The following is a 21,009-nucleotide window of genomic DNA, read 5'->3' as shown; positions in this document are numbered from 1 at the left end:
CTGGGCCGGTGACTGATCTCGACGTACAGACTCTGCGGACCGCCTACGACAACCAACTCCGTCCGGAGATCCCCGACCCGGTTCCGGCCGGGGTCACGGTGGAGCGGGACGGGCCGTTGGTCCGGATCCTCGGGCTCGACTCCGGAGGCTTCCTCACCTACCGCGACCTGGGCAGGTTGACCGGCGACGCGCTGGACGAGCTGATCGCCCGGCAGGTGGCGCTGTTCCGCGAGCGCGGCCAGTCGGTCGAGTGGAAGCTCAACGAGCACGACGAACCGGCGGACCTGGCAGACCGCCTGCGTGCGGCCGGGTTCGTGCCGGAGGACCGGGAGACCGTCGTGGTCGGCCCGGTCGCGCCGCTGGCCGCCGCGCTGCCGGTCGCCCCCGAGGGGGTACGCCTGCGTGAGGTGACCTCCCGGGAGGACCTGGAACGGATCGCCGCCATGGAGGAGGAGGTCTGGCAGGAGGACCGCTCGCACCTGGTGTGGGGCCTGGCCAAGGAGATCGACGCCGACCCGCACTCGATCACCGTGGTGGTGGCCGAGGCGGACGGCACGGTGGTGAGCGCCGGCTGGGTGCGCTTCCCGGCGAACACCGGGTTCGCCACCCTCTGGGGTGGCTCCACCCTGCCGCAGTGGCGTCGCAAGGGCATCTACCGGGCGCTGGTCACCTACCGGGCCCGGCTGGCCGACCAGCGGGGCCGGACGCTGTTGCAGGTCGACGCGTCCGAGGACAGTCGGCCGATCCTGGAGCGACTCGGCCTCGTCCCGATCACCACCACCACCCCGTACGTCTACACTCCGTGATCATGGAGCAGCGGTTGACGGACGAGGAGCGGCTGACCCTCAAGACCGGTGCCTTCGGCGCTGTCTTCCTGGTCTCCAACGCCGACCCGGGAGTCCTGGGGGTGATCCGGGAGAGCATCGCCGCGTCCGGCGCGCTGGCCGACGCCAGTGGCACGGTCAAGGAGGCGCTGACCACCGGCCCGCTGCCGCGACTTCCCCGGGACTCGCAGCTGGAGATCGAGTCGGTGGTGCTGCCGGCGCTGGGGCGGGCGGTGCGGATCCTGCGCGAGAAGTCCCCGCGTGACGTGGACGCGTACCGGGAACTGGTGTTGGCCGCGGCGGACCAGGTGGCCCGGGCGCACGACGGGGTGGCGCCCGCCGAGGCGGCGGCCATCGACCAGATCCGGGTCGCGCTGGCCGAGCCGGCCTGACCGGCCGCGCGTCGGTGAGCTGTGTCACCCTGAGTGCTGCGGGAGCGCAACCTACTGGCAGGTAACATTGCGCCGTGGGCAACTGCACAACCGCCCGCGGTTGACCTGGCGTCGACCGACGCGCGACGCTGCGCCCCAGACCGGGCGAGCGAATCGCAACACCACACAGGAGGGTCGTCGAAGCGCGATGAACATCGTCGTACTCGTCAAGCAGGTGCCTGATTCGGGCGCGGACCGCAACCTGCGCAATGACGACAACACCGTCGACCGCGGTTCGGCGAACAACGTGATCAACGAGATGGACGAGTACGCCATCGAGGAGGCCCTGAAGATCAAGGAGGCCCACGGCGGCGAGGTCACCATCCTGACCATGGGTCCGGACCGGGCGACCGAGTCGATCCGCAAGGCGCTCTCCATGGGCCCGGACAAGGCCGTGCACGTGCTGGACGACGCCCTGCACGGCTCGTGCGCCGTCGCCACCTCGAAGGTGCTCGCCGCCGCGCTCGGTCAGCTCGGCGCCGACCTGGTCATCTGCGGTGCGGAGTCCACCGACGGCCGGGTCCAGGTCATGCCCCACATGATCGCCGAGCGACTCGGCGTCGCGGCGCTCACCGGCGCCCGCAAGCTCACCGTCGACGGCGCGACGCTGACCGTCGAGCGGCAGACCGAGGAGGGCTACGAGGTGGTCACCGCCTCCACCCCGGCCGTGGTCTCCGTCTGGGACACGATCAACGAGCCGCGCTACCCCTCCTTCAAGGGCATCATGGCCGCCAAGAAGAAGCCGGTGCAGACGCTCGCGCTGGCCGACCTCGGCGTCGCGCCCGACGAGGTGGGCTTCGACGGCGCCACCAGCGCCGTCGTCGAGCACACCAAGCGCCCCCCGCGCTCCGGCGGCGCCAAGATCACTGATGAGGGCGAGGGCGGCGTCAAGCTGGTCGAGTTCCTCGCCACCGAGAAGTTCGTGTGAGAGGGGGGTTCTGACATGTCTGAGGTTCTCGTCGTCGTCGAAGCCACCAAGGAATTCGGCGTCAAGAAGGTCACCCTGGAAATGCTCACCCTCGCGCGCGAGCTGGGCACTCCGAGCGCGGTGGTGCTCGGTGGCGCTGGCGCCGCCGAGGCGCTGAGCGGCAAGCTGGGCGAGTACGGCGCGGAGAAGATCTACGCCGCCGAGGGTGACGAGATCGACGGCTACCTGGTGGCTCCCAAGGCGACCGTGCTGGCCGAGTTGGTCAAGCGGGTGCAGCCGGCCGCCGTGCTGCTGGCGTCGGCCCAGGAGGGCAAGGAGATCGCCGCCCGGCTCGCCGTCAAGCTCGACAACGGCATCCTGACCGACGTGGTCGGCCTGGACGCCGACGGCACCGCGACCCAGGTCGCCTTCGCCGGCTCCACCATCGTCAAGTCCAAGGTCACCAAGGGCCTGCCGCTGGTCACCGTCCGGCCCAACTCGGTCACCCCCGCCCCGGCGGCGGCCACCCCGGCGATCGAGCAGCTCAGCGTGTCGGTCACCGACACCGACAAGCTGGCCAAGGTCGTCGAGCGGGTCGCCGAGCAGAAGGGCTCCCGTCCCGAGCTGACCGAGGCCGGCGTGGTCGTCTCCGGCGGCCGGGGCGTCGGCAACGCCGACAACTTCAAGCTGGTCGAGGAGCTGGCCGACCTGCTCGGCGGCGCCGTGGGCGCGTCCCGGGCGGCCGTCGACTCCGGTTTCTACCCGCACCAGTTCCAGGTGGGCCAGACCGGCAAGACGGTCTCCCCGCAGCTCTACGTCGCCCTCGGCATCTCCGGTGCCATCCAGCACCGGGCCGGTATGCAGACCTCGAAGACCATCGTCGCGGTCAACAAGGACGGCGAGGCGCCCATCTTCGAGCTGGCCGACTTCGGGGTGGTGGGCGACCTGTTCAAGATCGTCCCGCAGGCCGCCGAGGAGATCCGCAAGCGTAAGTGACCCTGCGACACGACAGTGGCCGCCCGTCTGCACGGGCGGCCACTGCCATGTGGGGAGCTGATCGGCGAGCCGGGGAGCTGAGCCGGCCCGCCGATCAGCCCGTCAGAGAGCCCCTCAACAGGCTGTCGCCGGAGTGGCGGGTGTTGTTGTCGTACCGCTCGGCGGAAACGTCAACCACCGAGTAGCTCTTGAGGTCGACATTCGGGGGCAGGGGTAGCAGGGCGTCCGGGCCGCCCCCGAGGGTGCCGACCGAGAACATCTCCATCGTCGTCGGATTGATGAGCCAGACCTCGTAGTACCCCGGGACGCGCGGGAGATTCGCCACATGCAGATGTAGTTGGCCATCCTGGAAAACTCGGGCGTTGCCCTTGGCCGCCGGCGGTGTCGCCCCGTACGCCGCCAGCGGCGCGCTCGCCACCACCACCGGCGTCGGGGTGGGCGTCGGGTCGTCCGGTCGGAGCACCGAGACGGTGCCCACCACGCCGACCGCCGCGGCGGCGGCCGCGGTCACCGCGGTGGCCACCCAGCGCGACCAGCCAGAGCCCCGACGGGACCGGCGCGCCGAATCCAACCGGGTCACCGTCGGCTCGGCCGTCACGCCGCTGACCTGCTCGTCCGTCGTGCCAGCGGGCCGCCCGGCCGTCATGCCGGCGGTCTGCTCGGCAGTGGCGGCAAGGCCCTGCCCGGGGATCTGCTGCCGCCGGGTCTCGGCCCGTGCCGGCCCGGCCTCCGCGGCCCTGACCTGGGCTTCGATGCCCTGCCAGACGTGCTCCGGGGGGTCGGGCAGGTCGGCCAGGCCCTGCGTCTCGGTGCCGAGCCCCGCCACCTGCTGGAGGGTCGCCACCTCCGCCCGGCAGAGCGCGCAGGTGCCGAGGTGGGTGCTCTCCCCGTTGTCCGCCTCGCTCTCACCGAGCGCCAGAAATACCAGCCGGTCGTGGTCCAGGTGCTGCACCGTCCACCTCCCATCTGCGTTTCAAGCTCGCCATGCCGCATCGGATGTGACTCTTCACGGTGCCCAACGGCACGCCGGTCACCGTGGCTATCTGCTGGTGTGTCAGGTCGTCGTAGAAGGCCAACTCCAGCATCCGCCGCTGATCGTCCGGGAGGCGGGCCAGCTCGTCGGCGATCACCAACCGGTCCACCACGCGGTCCGGGTCCGGGCCGGTCGGCGCCGGCTCGGGCAGCTGCCGGACCGTCTCCACCACCCGGGTCTCGCGGGCCGAGGCGCGCATCCGGTCGATCACCTTCCGCCGGCCGATGCCGAGCAGCCAACCGATCAGCGACCCCTTGGCCGGGTCGAACGTGTCGCGACCCAGCCAGGCGGCGACGAACGTGGCCTGGGTGACGTCCTCGGCGTCGCTGCGGTTCGCCAGCATGGACGTGGCCAGGTGGAGCACGGCACGACCGTAGCGGTCGTACGCCTCGCGGAGCGCCACGTCGTCGCCGTCGCGGAACCTGCGGTCGAGGTCGTCCACCGGAGGGTCCGGTTCCTGTCGTAGCGCCGTCATCGGGCGGCTCGCCTTCGATGGGGCATGCCCGACTGTAGCCGCCACAGTCTCCGCCCCACTTCCCCGGTCGATGTCATCTCACCAGCTCTTCGTTCCCCGACCCTGTTCCGGATGCGGGTGGGGCCGGAAAAGAAAACTGCCTGCGGGGCGCATCCACCCGTCCGAGAGCCGGCGTAACCCGTTCTGCAAGCCAGGCCTGACGAATCAGCACCAACTAGCAGGAGGCAGACATGCAGCTCTCGTACTTCCGTCGGGTCGCCGCGGGCGGCGCGGTCGCCGCGCTGGCCTTCGCCGGCGTCGGCGCGTTCACCGCCGGACCCGCGTACGCCGCCACGTCGAAGGTCTCCGTCGTGCACGGCATCCCGGACATCCCGGTCGACGTCTACGTCAACGGCAAGAAGACGCTGGACAACTTCAAGCCCGGCGACGTCGCCGGCCCGTTGAACCTGGAGGAGGGCGACTACGACATCGCGCTCACCAAGCCGGGCGAGCCGATCGGCAGCGCGATCCTCAAGGTCGACAACGCCGCGGTGCCGGGCGGCGCGAACATCAGCATCGCGGCCCACCTCGACGCCGCCGGCCAGCCGAAGATCACCCCGTTCGTGAACGACGTCTCGAAGGTCGACGCCGGCAAGGCCCGGCTGATCGTCCGGCACACCGCCGCCGCCCCGGCGGTCGACGTCCGCGCCGGCGGCACCCCGGTCTTCGAGGACCTCACCAACCCGAACGAGGCCAAGGGCGACGTCGACGCGGGCAACGTGAAGGCGGACGTGGTGCTGGCCGGCACCGACACCGTGGCCATCGGCCCGGCGGACCTCAACCTCAGGGAGGGCACCGCCACGATCGTCTACGCGATCGGCTCCGCCGAGGGCAAGACCCTCGACGTGGTGGCCCAGACCATCACCGGCCTGCACTCCGCCCCGGGCGGCGTGCCCAGCGGTGACGGTGGCCAGGCCGGCACGGGCGTGGACACCTGGTGGTACGTGCTCACCGGTGCCGGCGTACTCCTGCTGCTTGGTGGTGGGGTGCGGATGGCGACCGCACGGACCGGCCGCAAGTGACGGTGCGCAACCGCGGCGCGCTGGCGGCCCTGGCCGCCGGCGTTGCCGCGCTCACCGTCGCCGCCCTGGTGGCGTGCGCCAACCAGCCGGCCGGGACGGTGGGGGCCGAGGAGGCGAGCACGCTGGCCAGCCCCGCACCGACCGCCGCCGGCGCGCCGTCGGTGTCGGTGACCGCGGGTGAGCTGCCCGCCGGCCCGAAGACCATCCCACCGGTACGGCTGCTGATCCCGGAGATCGACGTCACCGCCACCGTCAACGCGGTCGGCATCAACGAGCGGACCAACGAGTTCGAGGTGCCGCCGAGCGTCGACCAGATCGGCTGGTACCGCTACGGCCCCGGCCTGGAGGCGGCTGCCGGCTCGGTGGTCATCGCCGGTCACGTGGACAGCGCCAAACAGGGCAAGGGGGCTTTTTACCGGCTGCGTGAGCTGGACCAGGGTGACACGTTGACCGCGACCGGCAGCGACGGCGAGGCTCACCGCTACCGGGTCGTCGCCCGGGAGGAGTACGCCAAGACCAAGATCCCGCTGGACCGGTACTTCGCCCGCGACGGCAAGCCGCGGCTGACCCTGATCACCTGTGGTGGGCCGTTCGACGCCAAGGCGCGCAAGTACCGCGACAACATCGTCGTCACCGCGGTGCCCGCCTGACCGGCCCGTGCGCATCGGGCCGGGGTGGAGTTCCACCCCGGCCGTTGCGTGCGGTCCCCCTCCGGCATCCGGTCCCCAAGGTGTCGGCCGTACGCTGAACGGCGATGGCTTACCTGGATCACGCGGCGACGACTCCGATGCTCGACGAGGCACTGGAGGCGTACGTCGCTACCGCCCGCGAGGTCGGCAACGCGTCCTCCCTGCACGCGGCGGGCCGCCGTGCCCGCCGCCGGGTCGAAGAGTCACGCGAGCAGGTGGCCGCGGTGCTGGGCGCCCGGCCCTCTGAGGTGATCTTCACGGGTGGTGGCACGGAGAGCGACAACCTCGCGGTCAAGGGCATCTTCTGGGCCCGCCGGGCAGCCAAGCCCGACCGCCGTCGGGTGGTCTCCAGCGCCGTCGAGCACCACGCCGTGCTGGACGCGGTCGACTGGCTGGCCCAGCACGAGGGCGCCGACGTCGGCTGGCTGCCGGTGGACGCCTGCGGTCGGCTCGACCCGCAGGCTCTGCGCGCCGAGTTGGCCGCGCACGCCGACCAGGTGGCCGTGGTCACCGCCATGTGGGCGAACAACGAGGTGGGCACCGTCCAGCCGGTGGCCGAGCTGGCCGCCGTCGCCGCCGAACACGGGGTGCCCTTCCACACCGACGCCATCCAGGCGGTCGGTCAGGTGCCCGTCGACTTCGCCGCCAGCGGGGTCGCCGCGCTGACCGTCACCGGGCACAAGTTGGGCGGCCCGACCGGGGTGGGCGCGCTGCTGCTCGCCCGGGACGTGCCGGCCACGCCGCTGCTGCACGGCGGCGGCCAGGAACGCGACGTCCGCTCCGGCACCCTGGACACCGCCGGCATCGTGGCCTTCGCGGTCGCCGTGGAGGCGGCCGTGAAGGGCCAGCAGGAGTACGCGGCCCGGGTGGCCGCGCTCCGCGACGACCTGATCGAGCGGGTTCGTCAGGCGGTGCCCGAGGTGGTCTACAACGGTGACCCGACCGACCGGTTGCCCGGCAACGCGCACTTCTCCTTCCCCGGCTGCGAGGGCGACGCGCTGCTGCTCCTGCTCGACGCGCAGGGGATCGCCTGCTCGACCGGCTCCGCCTGCTCGGCCGGCGTGGCCCAGCCCTCACACGTGCTGCTCGCGATGGGCGCCGACGACGACCGCGCCCGCTCCTCCCTGCGCTTCACCCTGGGCCACACCAGCACCCAGGCCGACATCGACGCCCTCATCGCGGCCCTCCCGGCAGCAGTCGACCGAGCCCGCCGGGCCGCCGCCCTCCGCACCCCCCGCTGACCCGGGCCCCATCCCCGCCCCGCCCCCGCCCCTCTCCGCGTCGATCATGGAGTTGTGGTGGGTGGCGAAAGGTGCTCACCGGTCGATTTCGGGCACCACAACTCCATGATCGACGCGGGTGGGCGGCTGGGGTTCGTGGGGTGGCGGGGTTTTCGGGGCTGGTGGATAGGGTTGTCGTGGGGACGGGGAAAGGGAGTGGGTCGGTGAGGGTTCTGGCGGCGATGTCGGGTGGGGTTGACTCGGCCGTGGCGGCGGCGCGGGCGGTGGCGGCCGGGCACGACGTGACCGGCGTGCACCTGGCGCTGGCCCGCAACCCACAGACCTATCGGACCGGGGCGCGCGGCTGCTGCACCCTGGAGGATTCCCGGGACGCCCGGCGGGCGGCCGACGTGATCGGCATCCCGTTCTACGTGTGGGACATGGCCGACCGCTTCCACGAGGACGTGGTCGACGACTTCGTCGCCGAGTACGCCGCCGGCCGTACGCCGAACCCCTGCCTGCGCTGCAACGAGAAGATCAAGTTTGCGGCGGTGCTGGACCGGGCGGTGGCCCTGGGCTTCGACGCGGTGGTGACCGGGCACCACGCCCGCCTCGGCGCGGACGGGCTGCTGCGGCGCAGCGTCGACCTGGCCAAGGACCAGTCGTACGTGCTGGCCGTGCTCACCCGCGAGCAGCTCGACCGGTCGATCTTCCCGCTCGGTGACTCGACCAAGGCGCAGGTCCGTGCGGAGGCCGCCGAGCGTGGCCTGGCGGTGGCCGACAAGCCGGACTCGCACGACATCTGCTTCATCGCCGACGGGGACACCCGCGGCTTCCTCGCCGGCCGGCTCGGTGAGGCGCCCGGCGACGTGGTGGACGCGTCCACCGGCGCGGTCGTCGGCAGCCACAGCGGCGCGTACGCGTACACGGTGGGGCAGCGTCGCGGGCTGCACCTGGACCGGCCGGCCCCGGACGGGCGGCCACGCTACGTGCTCTCCATCACCCCGAAGACCAACACGGTGACGGTCGGCCCGGCCGAGGCGCTGGAGGTCTCCGACGTGCACGCGCTACGTCCGGTCTGGACCGGCGGCGCCCGTCCGGACGCGCCGGTCGAGTGCGAGGTGCAGTTGCGCGCGCACGGCGACGTGGTGCCGGCGACCGTCGCCCTCGACGGTGACCGGCTGCACGCCGAGCTGCGCCGACCGGTGCGCGGTGTCGCCGCCGGTCAGGCCCTGGTGGCGTACCGGCCGGACCCGGCCGGCGACGTCGTCCTCGGCTCCGCGACCATCACCGGCTGACCGCACGGCCTGGGTGTTCGCGGGATAGCCTTCGCCCGTGACAGATCAGGCGTGGCCCTGGCCGGCCGGCGCGGCAACCGGAATTGGTTCGCTGCCCGGCACCGACATCGGTGAGGCTCAGCGGGTGGTCCTCGGTGAGCTTCCCGAGCTGCCCCACCTGCCCGAGTTGCCGGCCCGTGGCCCCGGCGCGGACATGATCGGCCGGTCCGCCGGGCTGCTCGTCGAGCTGCCCGTCGAGGTGTACGCGGGGCGGTGGCGGGTCGCCCCACGCCCGGGCCGTGACCTGCGCCGGGCCCGGGACCTGATGGAACGCGACCTGGACCAGCTCGCCGAGCAGGCCGAGGGGTACGCCGGGCCGATCAAGGTGCAGGCCGCCGGCCCGCTCACCCTGGCCGCCTCCCTGGAGTTGCCGATCGGTGGCCGGCTGTTGCGCGATCCCGGCGCGGTCCGCGACCTCACCGGCTCCCTCGCCGAGGGGCTGCGCGCGCACGTCGCGGCGGTCGCCCGTCGGCTGCCCGGGGCATCGGTGCTGCTGCAACTGGACGAACCGTCACTGCCGACCGTGCTGGCCGGGCGGGTGCCGACCGAGAGCGGGCTGGGCGCGTACCGGGCCGTCGAGTCGGTGGACGCCGCCGCCCTGCTGCGCACGGTCGTCGACGCGGTCGGCGTGCCGACTCTTGTGCACTGCTGCGCCCCGGACGTGCCGCTGGAACTGATCCGCTCCACCGGCGCCGTCGCGGTCGCCCTCGACCTGGACCTCGTCACCAAGCTCGACCCGCTGGGCGAGGCGCTCGACGCCGGCCTCGGGTTGCTGGCCGGGGCCGCGCCGACCCGGCCGCCGTCGGCCGGTGGCGCGCCGACCTCCGCACAGATCGCCGATCGGGTACGCCAGGTTTGGGACCGCCTCGGCTTTCCCCGTCGGCAACTCGCCGAGCAGGTGGTGGTCACCCCGGCCTGCGGCCTCGCCGGCGCGACCCCGGAGTACGCCCGGGCGGTGCTCGCGGCGTGCCGGGACGCCGGCCGGCGCTTCGCCGAGGACTGAGGTTTCCTGTCGTACCCGCTGGGCAGGATGACGGTCATGATTGGACAGCTGCGTTCAGTGGTGATCGACTGCCCGGACCCGCGGGCGTTGGCGGCGTTCTACGCCGAGCTGCTCGGGGTACCGCTCGCCGAGGGCGACTCCGATGACGACTGGGTGGTGCTGGGCGGCCCACCCGGTCACCAGCCGCGCCTCGCCTTCCAACAGGCGCTCAACCTGCGGCCACCGGCCTGGCCGGATCCCGAGCGCCCGCAGCAGTTCCACCTCGACGTGACGGTGGACGACATCGAGGCCGCCGAGAAGGCCGCGCTCGCGCTCGGGGCTCGGCGGCTGCCAGGTGAGGGCGAGGGCTTCCGGGTCTACGCCGATCCGGCCGGCCACCCGTTCTGCCTCTGCTGGGACTGAGATCCGCGTGGGTTGCGGCGGCCGGGCATGATGGCCGCCGTGATCCACACTGCTGCGTCGCGCGCCTCGGGTTCGCTCTTCGGCCTTGCCTACGGTGACGCGCTGGGCAAGCCGACCGAGTTCCTGACCGTCGCCGAGATCGAGCACCGGTACGGCCCGACCGGTCCGCGTGACCTGTCCGGCGAGCCGGCGCTGGTCACCGACGACACCCAGATGGCGCTGGCGGTGGGCTGGGCGCTGCGCGAGGCGCCGTCGTTCACGCCGGAGGCGGTGGAGCCACTGCTGCGGCGACGCTTCCTGGCCTGGGCCGTCAGCCCGGACAACAACCGTGCCCCGGGGATGACCTGCCTGCGCGCCTGCGCCGAGCTGAGCCGTGGGGTGCGCTGGCAGGATGCGACGGTGGTCGGCTCGAAGGGCTGCGGAGCCAACATGCGGGTCACCCCGGTCGGGTTGCTCGAGGTGGACCTCGACACGCTCGCCGGGTTGGCCCAGTTGCAGGCCGGGCTGACCCACGGTCACCCGACCGGGCTGGCGGCCAGCGAACTCACCGCGTACGCCGTCTCCGCCCTGCGCGCGGGTGTCCCGCTGTCCGAGCTCCCCGCGGTGCTCACCGACCGGGCACTGTCCCAGCGCCTGGTCTACCGGGAACGGTGGCTGGGCGACCTCTGGCAACGCGCCGGTTCCGGTTCTCCGGAGGAGTTCATCGCCCAGGGCTGGGACGAGTGCCTGGCCGTGCTGGGCCGGCTGACCAACACCCTGGCGCAGCCGGACGACGGCGGCGACCCGTGCCAGGCCACCGGGGAGGGCTGGGTGGCCGAGGAGGCGCTGGCCACCGCGGTGCTCTGCGCCGTACGGCACGCCGACGACCCGGTGGCGGCACTGGCCCGGGGCGCGACCACCGCCGGCGACTCCGACTCGATCGCCGCCCTGGCCGGCGCCTTCGTGGGCGCGGCCGTCGGCATGACCGCGTGGCCGCGCGAATGGGCCAACCGCATCGAGTACGCGGACCAGCTAGCCACCCTCGGCGCGGCCTGGGACTGACCCGGCGCGGCCCGGTGTGCCTGGTCCGGCCCGGCGGTGTGCCCGGCCCGGCCCGGTGTGCCTGGCCCGGCCCGGCGGTCTGCCCGGTCTGGCCTGCTCGCTTGACTTGCGCCGCTTGGCTGGCCGGCCGACCTGATGTGGCCCCTCGGCATGATCAACTCGGGTTTCTGTAAATCGGGGCATCCGGGGCCTCAGGACACCGCGACTTTCAGGAACGCGAGTCGATCACCGCCGGCGGCCGGCCACGAGGATGGTCAGGGGCGGTCGGCGGTCGGCGGCCGGCGGCGAGGGCGGTCAGGGGGTGGGGAGGTGACGCAGGCTGCGGACTTTGCGCCACAGGTCGGCGTCACAGCGGCCGGCGTGGTCGGCGAAGGCGGCCGAGTTGAGTCGGATCGGCTCGGTGAGGCTGAGGTAGCTGTCGTGCTCCGCGCCGGGGTCCCAGTCCCGGGTGGGAATCCGGACGTGGTCGTCCCGGTCGCTCTTGTCCTGGCTGGTGATCTTCAGGACGTCGGCGCCCCGGGAGTCGGCGCGCAGCACCAGACACGGGCGTACCTTCGACCCGCTGCCGTCGGCGTACGGCACGTCGGCCCACCAGATCTCACCGGGCGCCGGGGTGTCGGCGGCCCGTCCGCTGTCGCGCGAGCCGGGTTTGGTGGACGGCCGTTCGCCGCCGCGCGGCCGTGGCGGGGTGGGACGACGGCCGTCGGTGCTGCCCCGACCCGGCCGGGTGCCCGGACGCCGGTTGGCCACCCGGTGCCGCCAACTGTTCCACGCCCAGCCGGCGGCCACCGCCAGCAGGATCGCCACCGCCCAGAGCAGTGCCTCGGGCATCCGTACCTCCGCGTCCCGGCGACCCGCCGGTCGCACCGTCCGGCGATCCTTGCACGCTGCCGCCCGTGCCGCCCGCCAACCACACCGCAGGCTGTCCCACCGCCCCGAGCCACCCGACGGTCACCCTTGATCACTTGATGGTGAGTAGCTGAATCGGCCCGCCGACGACTACCGAGCATCAAGTGATCATCGGACGCGGCTGAGGGCGAGGTCGCTCCGGGCGCGGGCGGGCGGCGGATTGTCCCACCGGCCCGATACGGTGCCGGAGTAGCGTGATCAGGGAGGTCGCAGGCGTGTCCGAAGGTGGCGGTGTGTCCGAGGAGCAGATCGGTCAGCAGGTCAGCCCGGCGCAGGATGCGGCGGCCGGGGCTGAGCCGACGCCGCAGGCGCGGGAGCGGCATGCCGCGCTCAGTCAGGAGTTGACCGAGCACCAGTACCGCTACTACGTGCTGGACGCGCCGACCATCCCCGACGCCGACTTCGACCGGCAGTTGCGCGAGTTGGAGGCACTGGAGGAGGAGTTTCCGGCGCTGCGGACGCCCGATTCGCCGACCCAACGGGTGGGCGGCACGTTCTCCACCGACTTCACCCCGGTCACCCACGCCGAACGGATGCTCTCGCTCGACAACGCCTTCGCCGACGAGGAGTTGGCGGCCTGGGCCGAGCGGGTCGAACGCGACGCGGGCGGCCCGGTGCCCTACCTGTGCGAGCTGAAGGTCGACGGGCTGGCGATCAACCTGACCTACGAGAACGGCCGGCTGGTCCGGGCCGCCACCCGGGGCGACGGGCGCACCGGTGAGGACGTCACCGCCAACGTGCGCAGCATCCGGGACGTGCCCAGCCAGCTCGCCCCGTCCGCCGAATTCCCGGACATCCCCGAGCTGGTGGAGGTCCGGGGCGAGATCTACTTCCCGATCGCCGCGTTCGCCGATCTCAACGCGGGCCTGGTGGAGCAGGGCAAGGCGCCCTTCGCCAACCCCCGCAACGCCGCCGCCGGCAGCCTGCGACAGAAGGATCCACGGGTCACCGCCACCCGGCCGCTGCGCCTGGTGGTGCACGGCATCGGCGCCCGTCGTGGGTTCCAGCCCACAGCACAGTCCGAGTCGTACGCGGCGCTGAAGTCGTGGGGGTTGCCGACCAGTGACCGGTGGCGGGTCGTCCCGGACCTGGCCGGCGTGGCGGAGTTCATCGCCTACTACGCCGAGCACCGGCACGACGTCGAGCACGAGATCGACGGTGTGGTGGTCAAGGTCGACCCGGTCTCCATCCAGGGCCGGCTCGGGTCGACCAGTCGTGCCCCGCGATGGGCGATCGCCTTCAAGTACCCGCCGGAGGAGGTCACCACCAAGCTGCTCGACATCGACGTCAACGTGGGGCGCACCGGCCGGGTCACCCCGTTCGCCGTGCTCGAGCCGGTGCGGGTGGCCGGTTCCACCGTCGCGCTCGCCACCCTGCACAACGCCCGCGAGGTGGAGCGCAAGGGCGTGCTGATCGGTGACACGGTGGTGCTGCGCAAGGCCGGCGACGTGATTCCCGAGGTGCTCGGCCCGGTGGTCGACCTGCGGCCCGCCGATGCCCGGCCGTTCGTCATGCCGACCACCTGCCCGGCCTGCGGCACCCCGCTCGCCCCCTCGAAGGAGGGCGACGTCGACATCCGTTGCCCCAACACCCGCAGCTGCCCGGCCCAACTGCGCGAGCGGGTGTTCCACCTCGCCGGTCGCGGTGCCTTCGACATCGAGGCGCTCGGCTACAAGGGCGCGGCGGCCCTGCTGGACGCGGAGGTCATCGCGGACGAGGGCGACCTGTTCCAGCTCGATGCCGAGCAGCTCTCCCGGTCCCCGTTCTTCGTCAACAAGGACGGCAGCCTGGGCAGCAACGCCAGCAAGTTGCTCGACAATCTGGCGGTCGCCCGGGAACGGGACCTGTGGCGGGTGCTGGTGGCGCTCTCGATCCGGCACGTCGGCCCGACCGCCGCCCAGGCGCTCGCCCGGCACTTCCGCTCGATGGACGCCATCGACGCGGCCACCGAGGAGGAGCTGTCCTCGGTCGACGGGGTCGGGCCGACCATCGCGGCGAGCCTCCGGGAGTGGTTCGCGGTGGACTGGCATCGCGAGGTCGTCCGCAAGTGGGCCGAGGCCGGCGTACGGATGGCGGAGGAGGCGGGCGACGAGGGGCCGCGCCCGCTGGAGGGGTTGACAGTGGTGGTGACCGGCACGCTCGCCGGTTTCTCCCGAGACCAGGCCGCCGAGGCCGTGCAGAGCCGGGGCGGCAAGGTCAGCGGGTCGGTCTCCAAGAAGACGAGCTTCGTGGTGGTGGGGGACAACCCCGGGTCGAAGGCCGACAAGGCGGCCAGTCTCAAGGTGCCGGTGCTCGACGAGGACGGGTTCCGGCTCCTGCTGGAGGCCGGGCCGGACGCCGCCCGGGACGTCGCTCAGCCGGGCGGCTGACCCCACCGGCGGCTGGGCGCGGCGACTGGCCGCGTATACCAACTTAATTACGACTACGACCGATTCGTGACTGTCATACCGGGAAACTGGGGGCCGAGGGCGTTTCATTGGGTCACGGCGTGCGCACCGGCACGCCGACGGTCGGTCGGGAGGTGTGGTGGAGGTCGCCGACCCACGCAACTCGCTTCCTGCGGGACGGGTCGCACCGTTCGCCGCCTTCGTCGCTGGCATCCTGGCGGTCGCCGCGCTGACCGCCGCCGTTCCACTCGCGACGCTCCCCGACGACCTGTCCCGGCTGCCGGTGGCGTTCTGGACGATGGCCGCGCTCGCCGTGGTCTGCGACGCGCGCCCGTTCGTCCCACCGGGGCGCCGGCAGACGTCGGCGGTGTTCCCGTCCACCTGCTTCACCTTCGCCATCCTGCTCGGCTGGGGTCTGGGCCCGGCGGTGGTGGTGCAGGCGGTGGGGGTGGTCGTCTCGGGTTGGCGGATGCGGCACGCCGCGTGGCGCACGGCGTTCAACGTCGGCCAGTACGCGTGCGCCCTCGCCGCCGCGTACGGGGTGATCCAGCTCGGCTCGGGCACCATCTTCTCCGGCGGGCGGCTGCACTGGACCGACGTGGCCGCGGTCGGCGGCGCCGCGCTGGCCTGGTTCGTCGTCAACTACGGGTTGGTCAGCTGGGCGGTGCGGCTGCGTTTCGGAGATCGCTGGTGGCCCACCGTCCGCCAGGGCCTCGGCTTCGAGTTGCTCTCCACCGGCTCACTGCTGCTGCTCGCCCCGGTGCTGGTCGCCGCGGCGCGGGTCAGCGCCGCGCTGATCCCGCTGGTGCTGGTGCCGCTCTTCGCCGTCTACCGGATGGCGCGGTTGACCAACGAACAGCAGCACCTCGCCGCCGCCGACCCGCTGACCGGGCTGCCCAACCGCAAGGCCCTGCTGGCCGAGGTGGCGGAGCAGGTGCACCTGCATGCCGAGCGGACCGCCCGCGGTGAGCCCGACGGGCAGTTGGCGCTGCTGCTGATCGACCTGGACCGCTTCAAGAACGTCAACGACGCCCTCGGGCACGCCGTGGGCGACCGGCTGCTGGTCGAGGTCAGCGCCCGACTCACCGACATGCAACCCCGACCACAGATGATCGCCCGGCTCGGCGGTGACGAGTTCGCCATCGTGATGACCGGGCTGACCGACGTCGCCCAGGCGCGGGAGTTGGCCGACCGGGTGGTCCAGGCGCTTGCCGAGCCGGTGCCGCTCGACGGGCTGCCGTTGGACGTGGGCGGGTCGATCGGGATCGCCCTCTTCCCCGAGCACGGCGAGGACTTCGCCACCCTGATGCGTCACGCCGACGTGGCGATGTACGACGCCAAGCACCGCAACGACACGGTGGCCGTGTACGCCCCGGAGTCCGACCACAACTCCGCCGAGCGACTCGGCCTCCTCGCCGACCTGCGCCGCGTACTGGAGGCCAGCCCATCGACCGAGGCGCCGTTCGACGCCGAGCCGGCAGGTCAGGACCAGGCCGAGGGCGTGCAGCCGGACGGGAACGGCCGGCACGGTGTGCCGAGCGACGCCGAGCGGACGGCCGACGTACCCCTTGTCGCGTCGGCGGAGGTGCGCGGCGGTGACGGCGCGGCGCTGCCCACCGGGGCCCCGGCCGAGGGCGCGCTGCCCACCGCGGCGCCGGGCCGGTCCGGGCCCGCGGCGGACCCGGCGCCGGCGGTCACCACGGCACCGCCGGGAGTTGGCCGGTGGTGGGCACGCCGTCGGCGCACCGACGCCGAGCTGGTGCACTCCGACGAGCTGATCAACCGGATCGCCACCGGAGCCGACCCGATCCGGGGTCGCAACGCCCGTACCACGGTCGCCGGCACCCGTTCCGGCCCGACCCGGGAGCGGCGCGCCGGGATCGGTCGACGGTCCCCGAACGGAAGCGCGGTGGGCAAGGGTCGCACCGGGGCGCGGCGGGACGTCGGGTCGGGTAGTCCTGGGCAGCCACTCGAATCGACCGGGTGGGCACACGCGGACGACGAGCCGGCCGACGACGCCGGGGAAATCACCATGTACTACCAGCCGCAGATCGCCATCGCCACCGGCGAGGTGGTCGGCGTCGAGGCCCTGCTGCGGTGGCGGCACCCCCGGCGGGGCATGGTCGACCCGGAGGAACTCATCCGGGTCGCCGAGCAGAGCGCCGTGATGCGGCTGCTCACCCGTCGTGTCGTGGACGACGTGGTGGAGCAGCTGGCCAAGTGGTCGGCGGCCGGCATCGGCCTGCGCGCGGCGCTGAACGTGAGCGTGCGCGACCTGCACACCGGCGAGATCGCCGACCAGATCGCCGACCGGCTGGCCCGTTACGGGGTGCCCGCCGAGAGGCTGCAGGTCGAAATCACCGAGGGCGCGTTGATGGCCGACCCGCGCCGGGTGCTGGCCACCATCTCCCGGCTGCACCGGATCGGGGTGGCCATCGCGCTGGACGACTTCGGCACCGGCTACTCCTCCCTCCAGCACCTGCGCCGGCTGCCGCTGGCCGAGGTGAAGGTGGACCGATCGTTCGTCCTCGGCATGGCCGACGACGCCGACGACGCGGCGATCGTCCGGTCGATGATCGAGCTGGCCGGCGCGCTGGGGCTGCGGGTGGTCGCCGAGGGTGTCGAGGACGAACGGACCTGGCGGATGCTGCACGCCGCCGGCTGCGACGCCGCTCAGGGCTGGTTCTACGCCCGGCCGATGCCGGCCGAGGAGTTGGTCACCTGGCTGGCCCGGTACCGGCCGGTCCGCCCGACCGGCGGGCACCCGCAGCCGGATGTCGCTCGCCGACCCACCCGCTGACCCGGCACGAGGGCCGCTGGAGGGGGGAGTCGGGGACGCGGCACCGGAGCGGAACAATAGACTCGCTCCGGTCACCGCGTGTCACGCTCCACCTGTCGCGCGGCCGGCACATCGCCCGACCAGCAGGAATTCAGAAGGGGGCACGGATGGCCGCCATCTCCCGCGAGGAGGTCGCGCACCTGGCGCGCCTGTCGCGGCTCGCCGTCACCGAGGAGGAGCTGGACACGTTCGCCGGCCAGCTCGACGTGATCCTCCAGGCGGTCGCCCAGGTCGGCGAGGTCGCCGCCGCGGACATCCCGCCGACCTCGCACTCGGTGCCGCTGACCAACATCTTCCGCGAGGACGTCGTCACGCCGTGCCTGACCCCGGAGGAAGCGCTGTCGGGCGCGCCCGACGCCGAGGACCAGCGGTTCCGCGTACCGCGGATCCTGAGCGAGGATGTGGCCTCATGAGCGATCTCATCAGCATGACCGCGACGGAGATCGCGGCCCTGGTCGCTGGGGGCGAGGCCTCCGCCGTCGAGGTGACCCAGGCGCACCTGGACCGGATCGCCGCGGTCGACGACCGGGTGCACGCCTTTCTGCACGTCGACACCGACGGCGCGCTCGCCGCGGCCCGCGCGGTGGACGAGCGCCGGGCCGCCGGCGAGGAGCTGGGCCCGCTCGCCGGGGTGCCGGTCGCGGTCAAGGACGTGCTCGCCACGCGGGGTGTGCCGACCACCGTTGGGTCGAAGATCCTGGAGGGCTGGCGCCCGCCGTACGACGCGACGATCGTGCAGCGGCTGCGGGAGGCCGGCACGGTGATGCTCGGCAAGACCAACATGGATGAGTTCGCGATGGGCTCCTCCACCGAATACTCGGCGTACGGCCCGACGCACAACCCGTGGGACCTGAGCCGGATCCCCGGTGGCTCGGGTGGTGGCAGCGCCGCCGCGCTGGCCGCGTACGAGGCGCCGCTGGCGATCGGCTCGGACACCGGCGGCTCGATCCGCCAGCCCGGCGCGGTCACCGGCACGGTGGGTGCCAAGCCCACCTACGGCGGCACCTCCCGCTACGGGCTGGTGGCTTTCTCCTCGTCGCTCGACACCCCGGGCCCGTGTGCCCGTACGGTGCTCGACGCGGCCCTGCTGCACCAGGTGATCGGCGGGCACGACCCGCGTGACTCCACCTCGATTCCGCAGCCGGTGCCGGACGTGGTGGCTGCGGCGAAGCTCGGTGCGACCGGTGACCTGACCGGTGTGCGGCTCGGCATCGTCAGCGAGTTCGTCGGCGAGGGCGCCGAGCCGGGCGTGATGGCCGCGTTCCGTGAGTCGGTGGACGCGCTGACCAAGATGGGCGCCGAGGTCGTCGAGGTGTCCTGCCCGACGTTCGCGTACGCGCTGCCGGCGTACTACCTGATCGCCCCGAGCGAGTGCTCCTCCAACCTGGCCCGGTTCGACGGTGTCCGGTTCGGCCTGCGGGTCGGCGACGATGGCAACCGGTCGCTGGAGGAGGTCATGTCGCTGACCCGGGAGGCCGGCTTCGGTCCCGAGGTCAAGCGCCGCATCATGATCGGCACGTACGCGCTGTCGTCGGGTTACTACGACGCGTACTACGGGCAGGCGCAGAAGGTCCGGACGCTCATCACCCGGGACTTCACCGCCGCGTTCGAGCGCGTGGACGCGCTGATCTCGCCGACCACCCCGTCGGTGGCATTCCCGATGGGCGCGCGGACCGCCGACCCGTACCAGATGTACCTGGCCGACCTGTACACGATCCCGACCAACCTGTACGGCGGGCCGGGCATCTCGGTGCCCTGCGGCCTCTCCGAGGGGCTGCCGGTCGGTCTGCAGGTGATGGCCCCGACGATGGCCGACGACCGGATGTACCGGGTCGCCGCCGCGTTGGAGTCCGCCGTCGGCACGTTCACCCCACCGGCGCTGTGAGTCAGGAGTCCAGATGACGACGACACTGCCCGCGTACGACGAGGTCGTTGCGCGCTTCGAACCGGTGATCGGCCTGGAGACCCACGTCGAGCTGGGCACGAACACCAAGATGTTCTGTGGCTGCCCGACCGACTTCGGTGGCGAGCCGAACACCCGGGTCTGCCCGGTGTGCCTGGGCCTGCCCGGTTCGCTGCCGGTGGCCAACAAGGCGGCCATCGAGGCGATCATCCGGATCGGCCTGGCGTTGAACTGCTCGATCGCCGAGTGGTGCCGGTTCGCCCGGAAGAACTACTTCTACCCGGACATGCCGAAGAACTTCCAGATCAGCCAGTACGACGAGCCGATCTGCGTCGACGGTTACCTGGACGTCGAGGTGGGCGGCGAGACGGTGCGGATCGAGATCGAGCGGGTGCACCTGGAGGAGGACACCGGCAAGACGCTGCACGTCGGTGGCGCCACCGGCCGCATCCACGGCGCGACGGAGTCGCTCGTCGACTACAACCGGGCCGGCATCCCGCTCGTCGAGATCGTCACCAAGCCGATCACGGGCACCGGCGCGCTCGCTCCCGACGTGGCCAAGGCGTACGTCGCCGAGCTCCGCGACGTGATCCGCACCCTCGGCGTCTCCGACGTGCGGATGGAGGAGGGTTCGCTGCGCTGTGACGTGAACACCTCGCTCAACCTGCCGGGTGAGGAGTGGGGCACCCGTACCGAGACCAAGAACGTCAACTCGCTGCGCTCGGTGGAGCGGGCGGTCCGCTCGGAGATGCTGCGGCAGGCGTCGGTGCTCGACGCGGGCGGCCGGATCACCCAGGAGACCCGCCACTTCCACGAGGACACCGGCGACACCACTCCGGGTCGCTCGAAGGAGACGGCCACCGACTACCGGTACTTCCCCGAGCCGGATCTGGTGCCGATCGCCCCGGACCCGGCCTGGGTCGCCGAGCTGAAGGCCGCCCTGCCGGAGCTGCCCCGGGTGCACCGGCGTCGGCTCCAGGAGCAGTGGGGCCTGTCGGACCTGGACATGCAGTCGGTGCTGAACGCCGGCGCGGTCGAGCTGATCGAGGCCACCGTGGCCGCCGGCACGACCCCGGCCGCGGCCCGCAAGTGGTGGCTGGGTGAGCTGTCCCGCCGGGCCAACGAGAGCGGCGTGGAGCTGGCCGAGATCGGTGCCACCCCCGCCCAGGTCGCCGAGCTGCAGGGGCTTGTCGACGCCGGCAAGCTCAACGACAAGATGGCCCGTACGGTGCTGGAGGGCGTGGTCGACGGTGAGGGCTCGCCCACCGAGATCATGACCAGCCGGGGCCTGGAGGTCGTCTCGGACACCGGCGCGCTCACCGCCGCCGTGGACGAGGCGATCGCTGCGAACCCCGGCATCGCCGACAAGATCCGCAGCGGCAAGGTCGCGGCGGTCGGCGCACTGGTCGGCGCAGTCATGAAGACCACCCGGGGCCAGGCCGACGCGAAGACCCTCCGTGAGCTGATCCTGGAGCGCCTCGGCGTCCAGGGCTGACACCCACCGGAGCAGGCCGCCGCCGCGACCCGGCGGCGGCCTTCCCCCACCCCCTGT

Annotated in this window: 19 protein-coding genes; 16 read left to right on the top strand and 3 right to left on the bottom strand. The window is 72.6% G+C overall.

What is annotated here, in order from left to right:
- The first annotated feature begins 8 nt into the window (after positions 1-8).
- The 4 genes from ACIBD9_RS07185 to ACIBD9_RS07170 all read left to right on the top strand — a co-directional run bounded on the left by ACIBD9_RS07185 (position 9) and on the right by ACIBD9_RS07170 (position 3,158).
- Positions 9-806, top strand: coding sequence for a GNAT family N-acetyltransferase (locus ACIBD9_RS07185; protein WP_396715326.1), 798 nt, complete (start codon positions 9-11; stop codon positions 804-806).
- Positions 803-1,216, top strand: coding sequence for a hypothetical protein (locus ACIBD9_RS07180; protein WP_328650662.1), 414 nt, complete (start codon positions 803-805; stop codon positions 1,214-1,216). Before ACIBD9_RS07185 ends, ACIBD9_RS07180 begins: the two co-directional genes overlap by 4 nt.
- 187 nt (positions 1,217-1,403) lie before the next feature.
- Positions 1,404-2,183 carry an electron transfer flavoprotein subunit beta/FixA family protein gene (locus tag ACIBD9_RS07175; RefSeq protein WP_238658385.1) on the top strand — a complete coding sequence of 260 codons (780 nt, stop codon included), beginning with the start codon at positions 1,404-1,406 and terminating at the stop codon, positions 2,181-2,183.
- A gap of 15 nt (positions 2,184-2,198) precedes the next feature.
- Positions 2,199-3,158, top strand: a complete 960-nt coding sequence (locus ACIBD9_RS07170) for an electron transfer flavoprotein subunit alpha/FixB family protein (protein WP_387167849.1) — start codon at positions 2,199-2,201, stop codon at positions 3,156-3,158.
- A gap of 94 nt (positions 3,159-3,252) precedes the next feature.
- Here ACIBD9_RS07170 and ACIBD9_RS07165 read toward each other — a convergent pair whose 3' ends face one another.
- Positions 3,253-4,110: an anti-sigma factor domain-containing protein gene (locus tag ACIBD9_RS07165; protein WP_396715323.1), complete on the bottom strand. Its 858-nt coding sequence runs from the start codon at positions 4,108-4,110 to the stop codon at positions 3,253-3,255.
- Positions 4,064-4,666 carry an RNA polymerase sigma factor gene (locus ACIBD9_RS07160; protein ID WP_396715321.1) on the bottom strand — a complete coding sequence of 201 codons (603 nt, stop codon included), beginning with the start codon at positions 4,664-4,666 and terminating at the stop codon, positions 4,064-4,066. The genes ACIBD9_RS07165 and ACIBD9_RS07160 overlap by 47 nt, the downstream gene beginning before the upstream one ends.
- Before the next feature lie 230 nt (positions 4,667-4,896).
- Here ACIBD9_RS07160 and ACIBD9_RS07155 point away from each other — a divergent pair, with 230 nt between their 5' ends.
- The 7 genes from ACIBD9_RS07155 (at position 4,897) to ACIBD9_RS07125 (ending at position 11,419) form a co-directional block, all read left to right on the top strand.
- Positions 4,897-5,727, top strand: a complete 831-nt coding sequence (locus ACIBD9_RS07155; RefSeq protein ID WP_396715319.1) for a DUF4397 domain-containing protein — start codon at positions 4,897-4,899, stop codon at positions 5,725-5,727.
- Entirely contained in the window at positions 5,724-6,377 is a 654-nt protein-coding gene (locus tag ACIBD9_RS07150; protein ID WP_396715317.1) for a class F sortase, read from the top strand. The genes ACIBD9_RS07155 and ACIBD9_RS07150 overlap by 4 nt, the downstream gene beginning before the upstream one ends.
- A 104-nt stretch (positions 6,378-6,481) precedes the next feature.
- Positions 6,482-7,657 carry a cysteine desulfurase family protein gene (locus tag ACIBD9_RS07145; protein WP_396715315.1) on the top strand — a complete coding sequence of 392 codons (1,176 nt, stop codon included), beginning with the start codon at positions 6,482-6,484 and terminating at the stop codon, positions 7,655-7,657.
- 203 nt (positions 7,658-7,860) lie between these two features.
- Complete coding sequence (gene mnmA / locus ACIBD9_RS07140; protein ID WP_396715313.1) at positions 7,861-8,934, top strand: tRNA 2-thiouridine(34) synthase MnmA; 1,074 nt, start codon at positions 7,861-7,863, stop codon at positions 8,932-8,934.
- 37 nt (positions 8,935-8,971) lie between these two features.
- Positions 8,972-9,976, top strand: a complete 1,005-nt coding sequence (locus tag ACIBD9_RS07135; protein WP_396715311.1) for a methionine synthase — start codon at positions 8,972-8,974, stop codon at positions 9,974-9,976.
- Positions 9,977-10,012: 36 nt separating this feature from the next.
- Complete coding sequence (locus ACIBD9_RS07130) at positions 10,013-10,378, top strand: VOC family protein (protein WP_181539234.1); 366 nt, start codon at positions 10,013-10,015, stop codon at positions 10,376-10,378.
- Between the two features lie 30 nt (positions 10,379-10,408).
- Positions 10,409-11,419 carry an ADP-ribosylglycohydrolase family protein gene (locus tag ACIBD9_RS07125; protein WP_396715672.1) on the top strand — a complete coding sequence of 337 codons (1,011 nt, stop codon included), beginning with the start codon at positions 10,409-10,411 and terminating at the stop codon, positions 11,417-11,419.
- Between the two features lie 294 nt (positions 11,420-11,713).
- Here ACIBD9_RS07125 and ACIBD9_RS07120 read toward each other — a convergent pair whose 3' ends face one another.
- Complete coding sequence (locus ACIBD9_RS07120; RefSeq protein WP_396715308.1) at positions 11,714-12,250, bottom strand: type II toxin-antitoxin system PemK/MazF family toxin; 537 nt, start codon at positions 12,248-12,250, stop codon at positions 11,714-11,716.
- A 311-nt stretch (positions 12,251-12,561) separates the two neighbouring features.
- Between ACIBD9_RS07120 and ligA the strand changes: the two genes are divergently transcribed.
- The 5 genes from ligA to gatB all read left to right on the top strand — a co-directional run bounded on the left by ligA (position 12,562) and on the right by gatB (position 20,952).
- Positions 12,562-14,697, top strand: a complete 2,136-nt coding sequence (ligA, locus tag ACIBD9_RS07115) for an NAD-dependent DNA ligase LigA (protein WP_396715306.1) — start codon at positions 12,562-12,564, stop codon at positions 14,695-14,697.
- A 157-nt stretch (positions 14,698-14,854) separates the two neighbouring features.
- Positions 14,855-17,515 carry an EAL domain-containing protein gene (locus tag ACIBD9_RS07110; protein WP_396715304.1) on the top strand — a complete coding sequence of 887 codons (2,661 nt, stop codon included), beginning with the start codon at positions 14,855-14,857 and terminating at the stop codon, positions 17,513-17,515.
- 146 nt (positions 17,516-17,661) lie between these two features.
- Positions 17,662-17,967: an Asp-tRNA(Asn)/Glu-tRNA(Gln) amidotransferase subunit GatC gene (gene gatC, locus ACIBD9_RS07105; protein WP_238657840.1), complete on the top strand. Its 306-nt coding sequence runs from the start codon at positions 17,662-17,664 to the stop codon at positions 17,965-17,967.
- A complete protein-coding gene (gatA, locus tag ACIBD9_RS07100; RefSeq protein ID WP_396715302.1) occupies positions 17,964-19,439 on the top strand; it encodes an Asp-tRNA(Asn)/Glu-tRNA(Gln) amidotransferase subunit GatA in 1,476 nt (491 codons plus the stop codon). Before gatC ends, gatA begins: the two co-directional genes overlap by 4 nt.
- A 13-nt stretch (positions 19,440-19,452) precedes the next feature.
- Entirely contained in the window at positions 19,453-20,952 is a 1,500-nt protein-coding gene (gatB, locus tag ACIBD9_RS07095) for an Asp-tRNA(Asn)/Glu-tRNA(Gln) amidotransferase subunit GatB (RefSeq protein ID WP_396715300.1), read from the top strand.
- Positions 20,953-21,009 lie beyond the last annotated feature (57 nt).

Origin of the sequence: Micromonospora sp. NPDC050784, from assembly GCF_044456765.1 — a bacterium.
Lineage (GTDB): Bacteria > Actinomycetota > Actinomycetes > Mycobacteriales > Micromonosporaceae > Micromonospora > Micromonospora foliorum.
This window is presented reverse-complemented; position numbering and strand designations above follow the sequence as displayed.

Excerpts from the sequence above, each read along its gene's own strand:
- gatC (WP_238657840.1), top strand. The coding sequence starts at position 17,662 with ATGGCCGCCATCTCCCGCGAGGAGGTCGCGCACCTGGCGCGCCTGTCG.
- ACIBD9_RS07130 (WP_181539234.1), top strand. The coding sequence starts at position 10,013 with ATGATTGGACAGCTGCGTTCAGTGGTGATCGACTGCCCGGACCCGCGG.
- ACIBD9_RS07175 (WP_238658385.1), top strand. The coding sequence starts at position 1,404 with ATGAACATCGTCGTACTCGTCAAGCAGGTGCCTGATTCGGGCGCGGAC.
- gatA (WP_396715302.1), top strand. The coding sequence starts at position 17,964 with ATGAGCGATCTCATCAGCATGACCGCGACGGAGATCGCGGCCCTGGTC.
- gatB (WP_396715300.1), top strand. The coding sequence starts at position 19,453 with ATGACGACGACACTGCCCGCGTACGACGAGGTCGTTGCGCGCTTCGAA.
- ACIBD9_RS07125 (WP_396715672.1), top strand. The coding sequence starts at position 10,409 with ATGGCCGCCGTGATCCACACTGCTGCGTCGCGCGCCTCGGGTTCGCTC.
- ACIBD9_RS07155 (WP_396715319.1), top strand. The coding sequence starts at position 4,897 with ATGCAGCTCTCGTACTTCCGTCGGGTCGCCGCGGGCGGCGCGGTCGCC.
- ACIBD9_RS07160 (WP_396715321.1), bottom strand. The coding sequence starts at position 4,666 with ATGACGGCGCTACGACAGGAACCGGACCCTCCGGTGGACGACCTCGAC.
- ACIBD9_RS07145 (WP_396715315.1), top strand. The coding sequence starts at position 6,482 with ATGGCTTACCTGGATCACGCGGCGACGACTCCGATGCTCGACGAGGCA.
- ACIBD9_RS07120 (WP_396715308.1), bottom strand. The coding sequence starts at position 12,250 with ATGCCCGAGGCACTGCTCTGGGCGGTGGCGATCCTGCTGGCGGTGGCC.
- ACIBD9_RS07170 (WP_387167849.1), top strand. The coding sequence starts at position 2,199 with ATGTCTGAGGTTCTCGTCGTCGTCGAAGCCACCAAGGAATTCGGCGTC.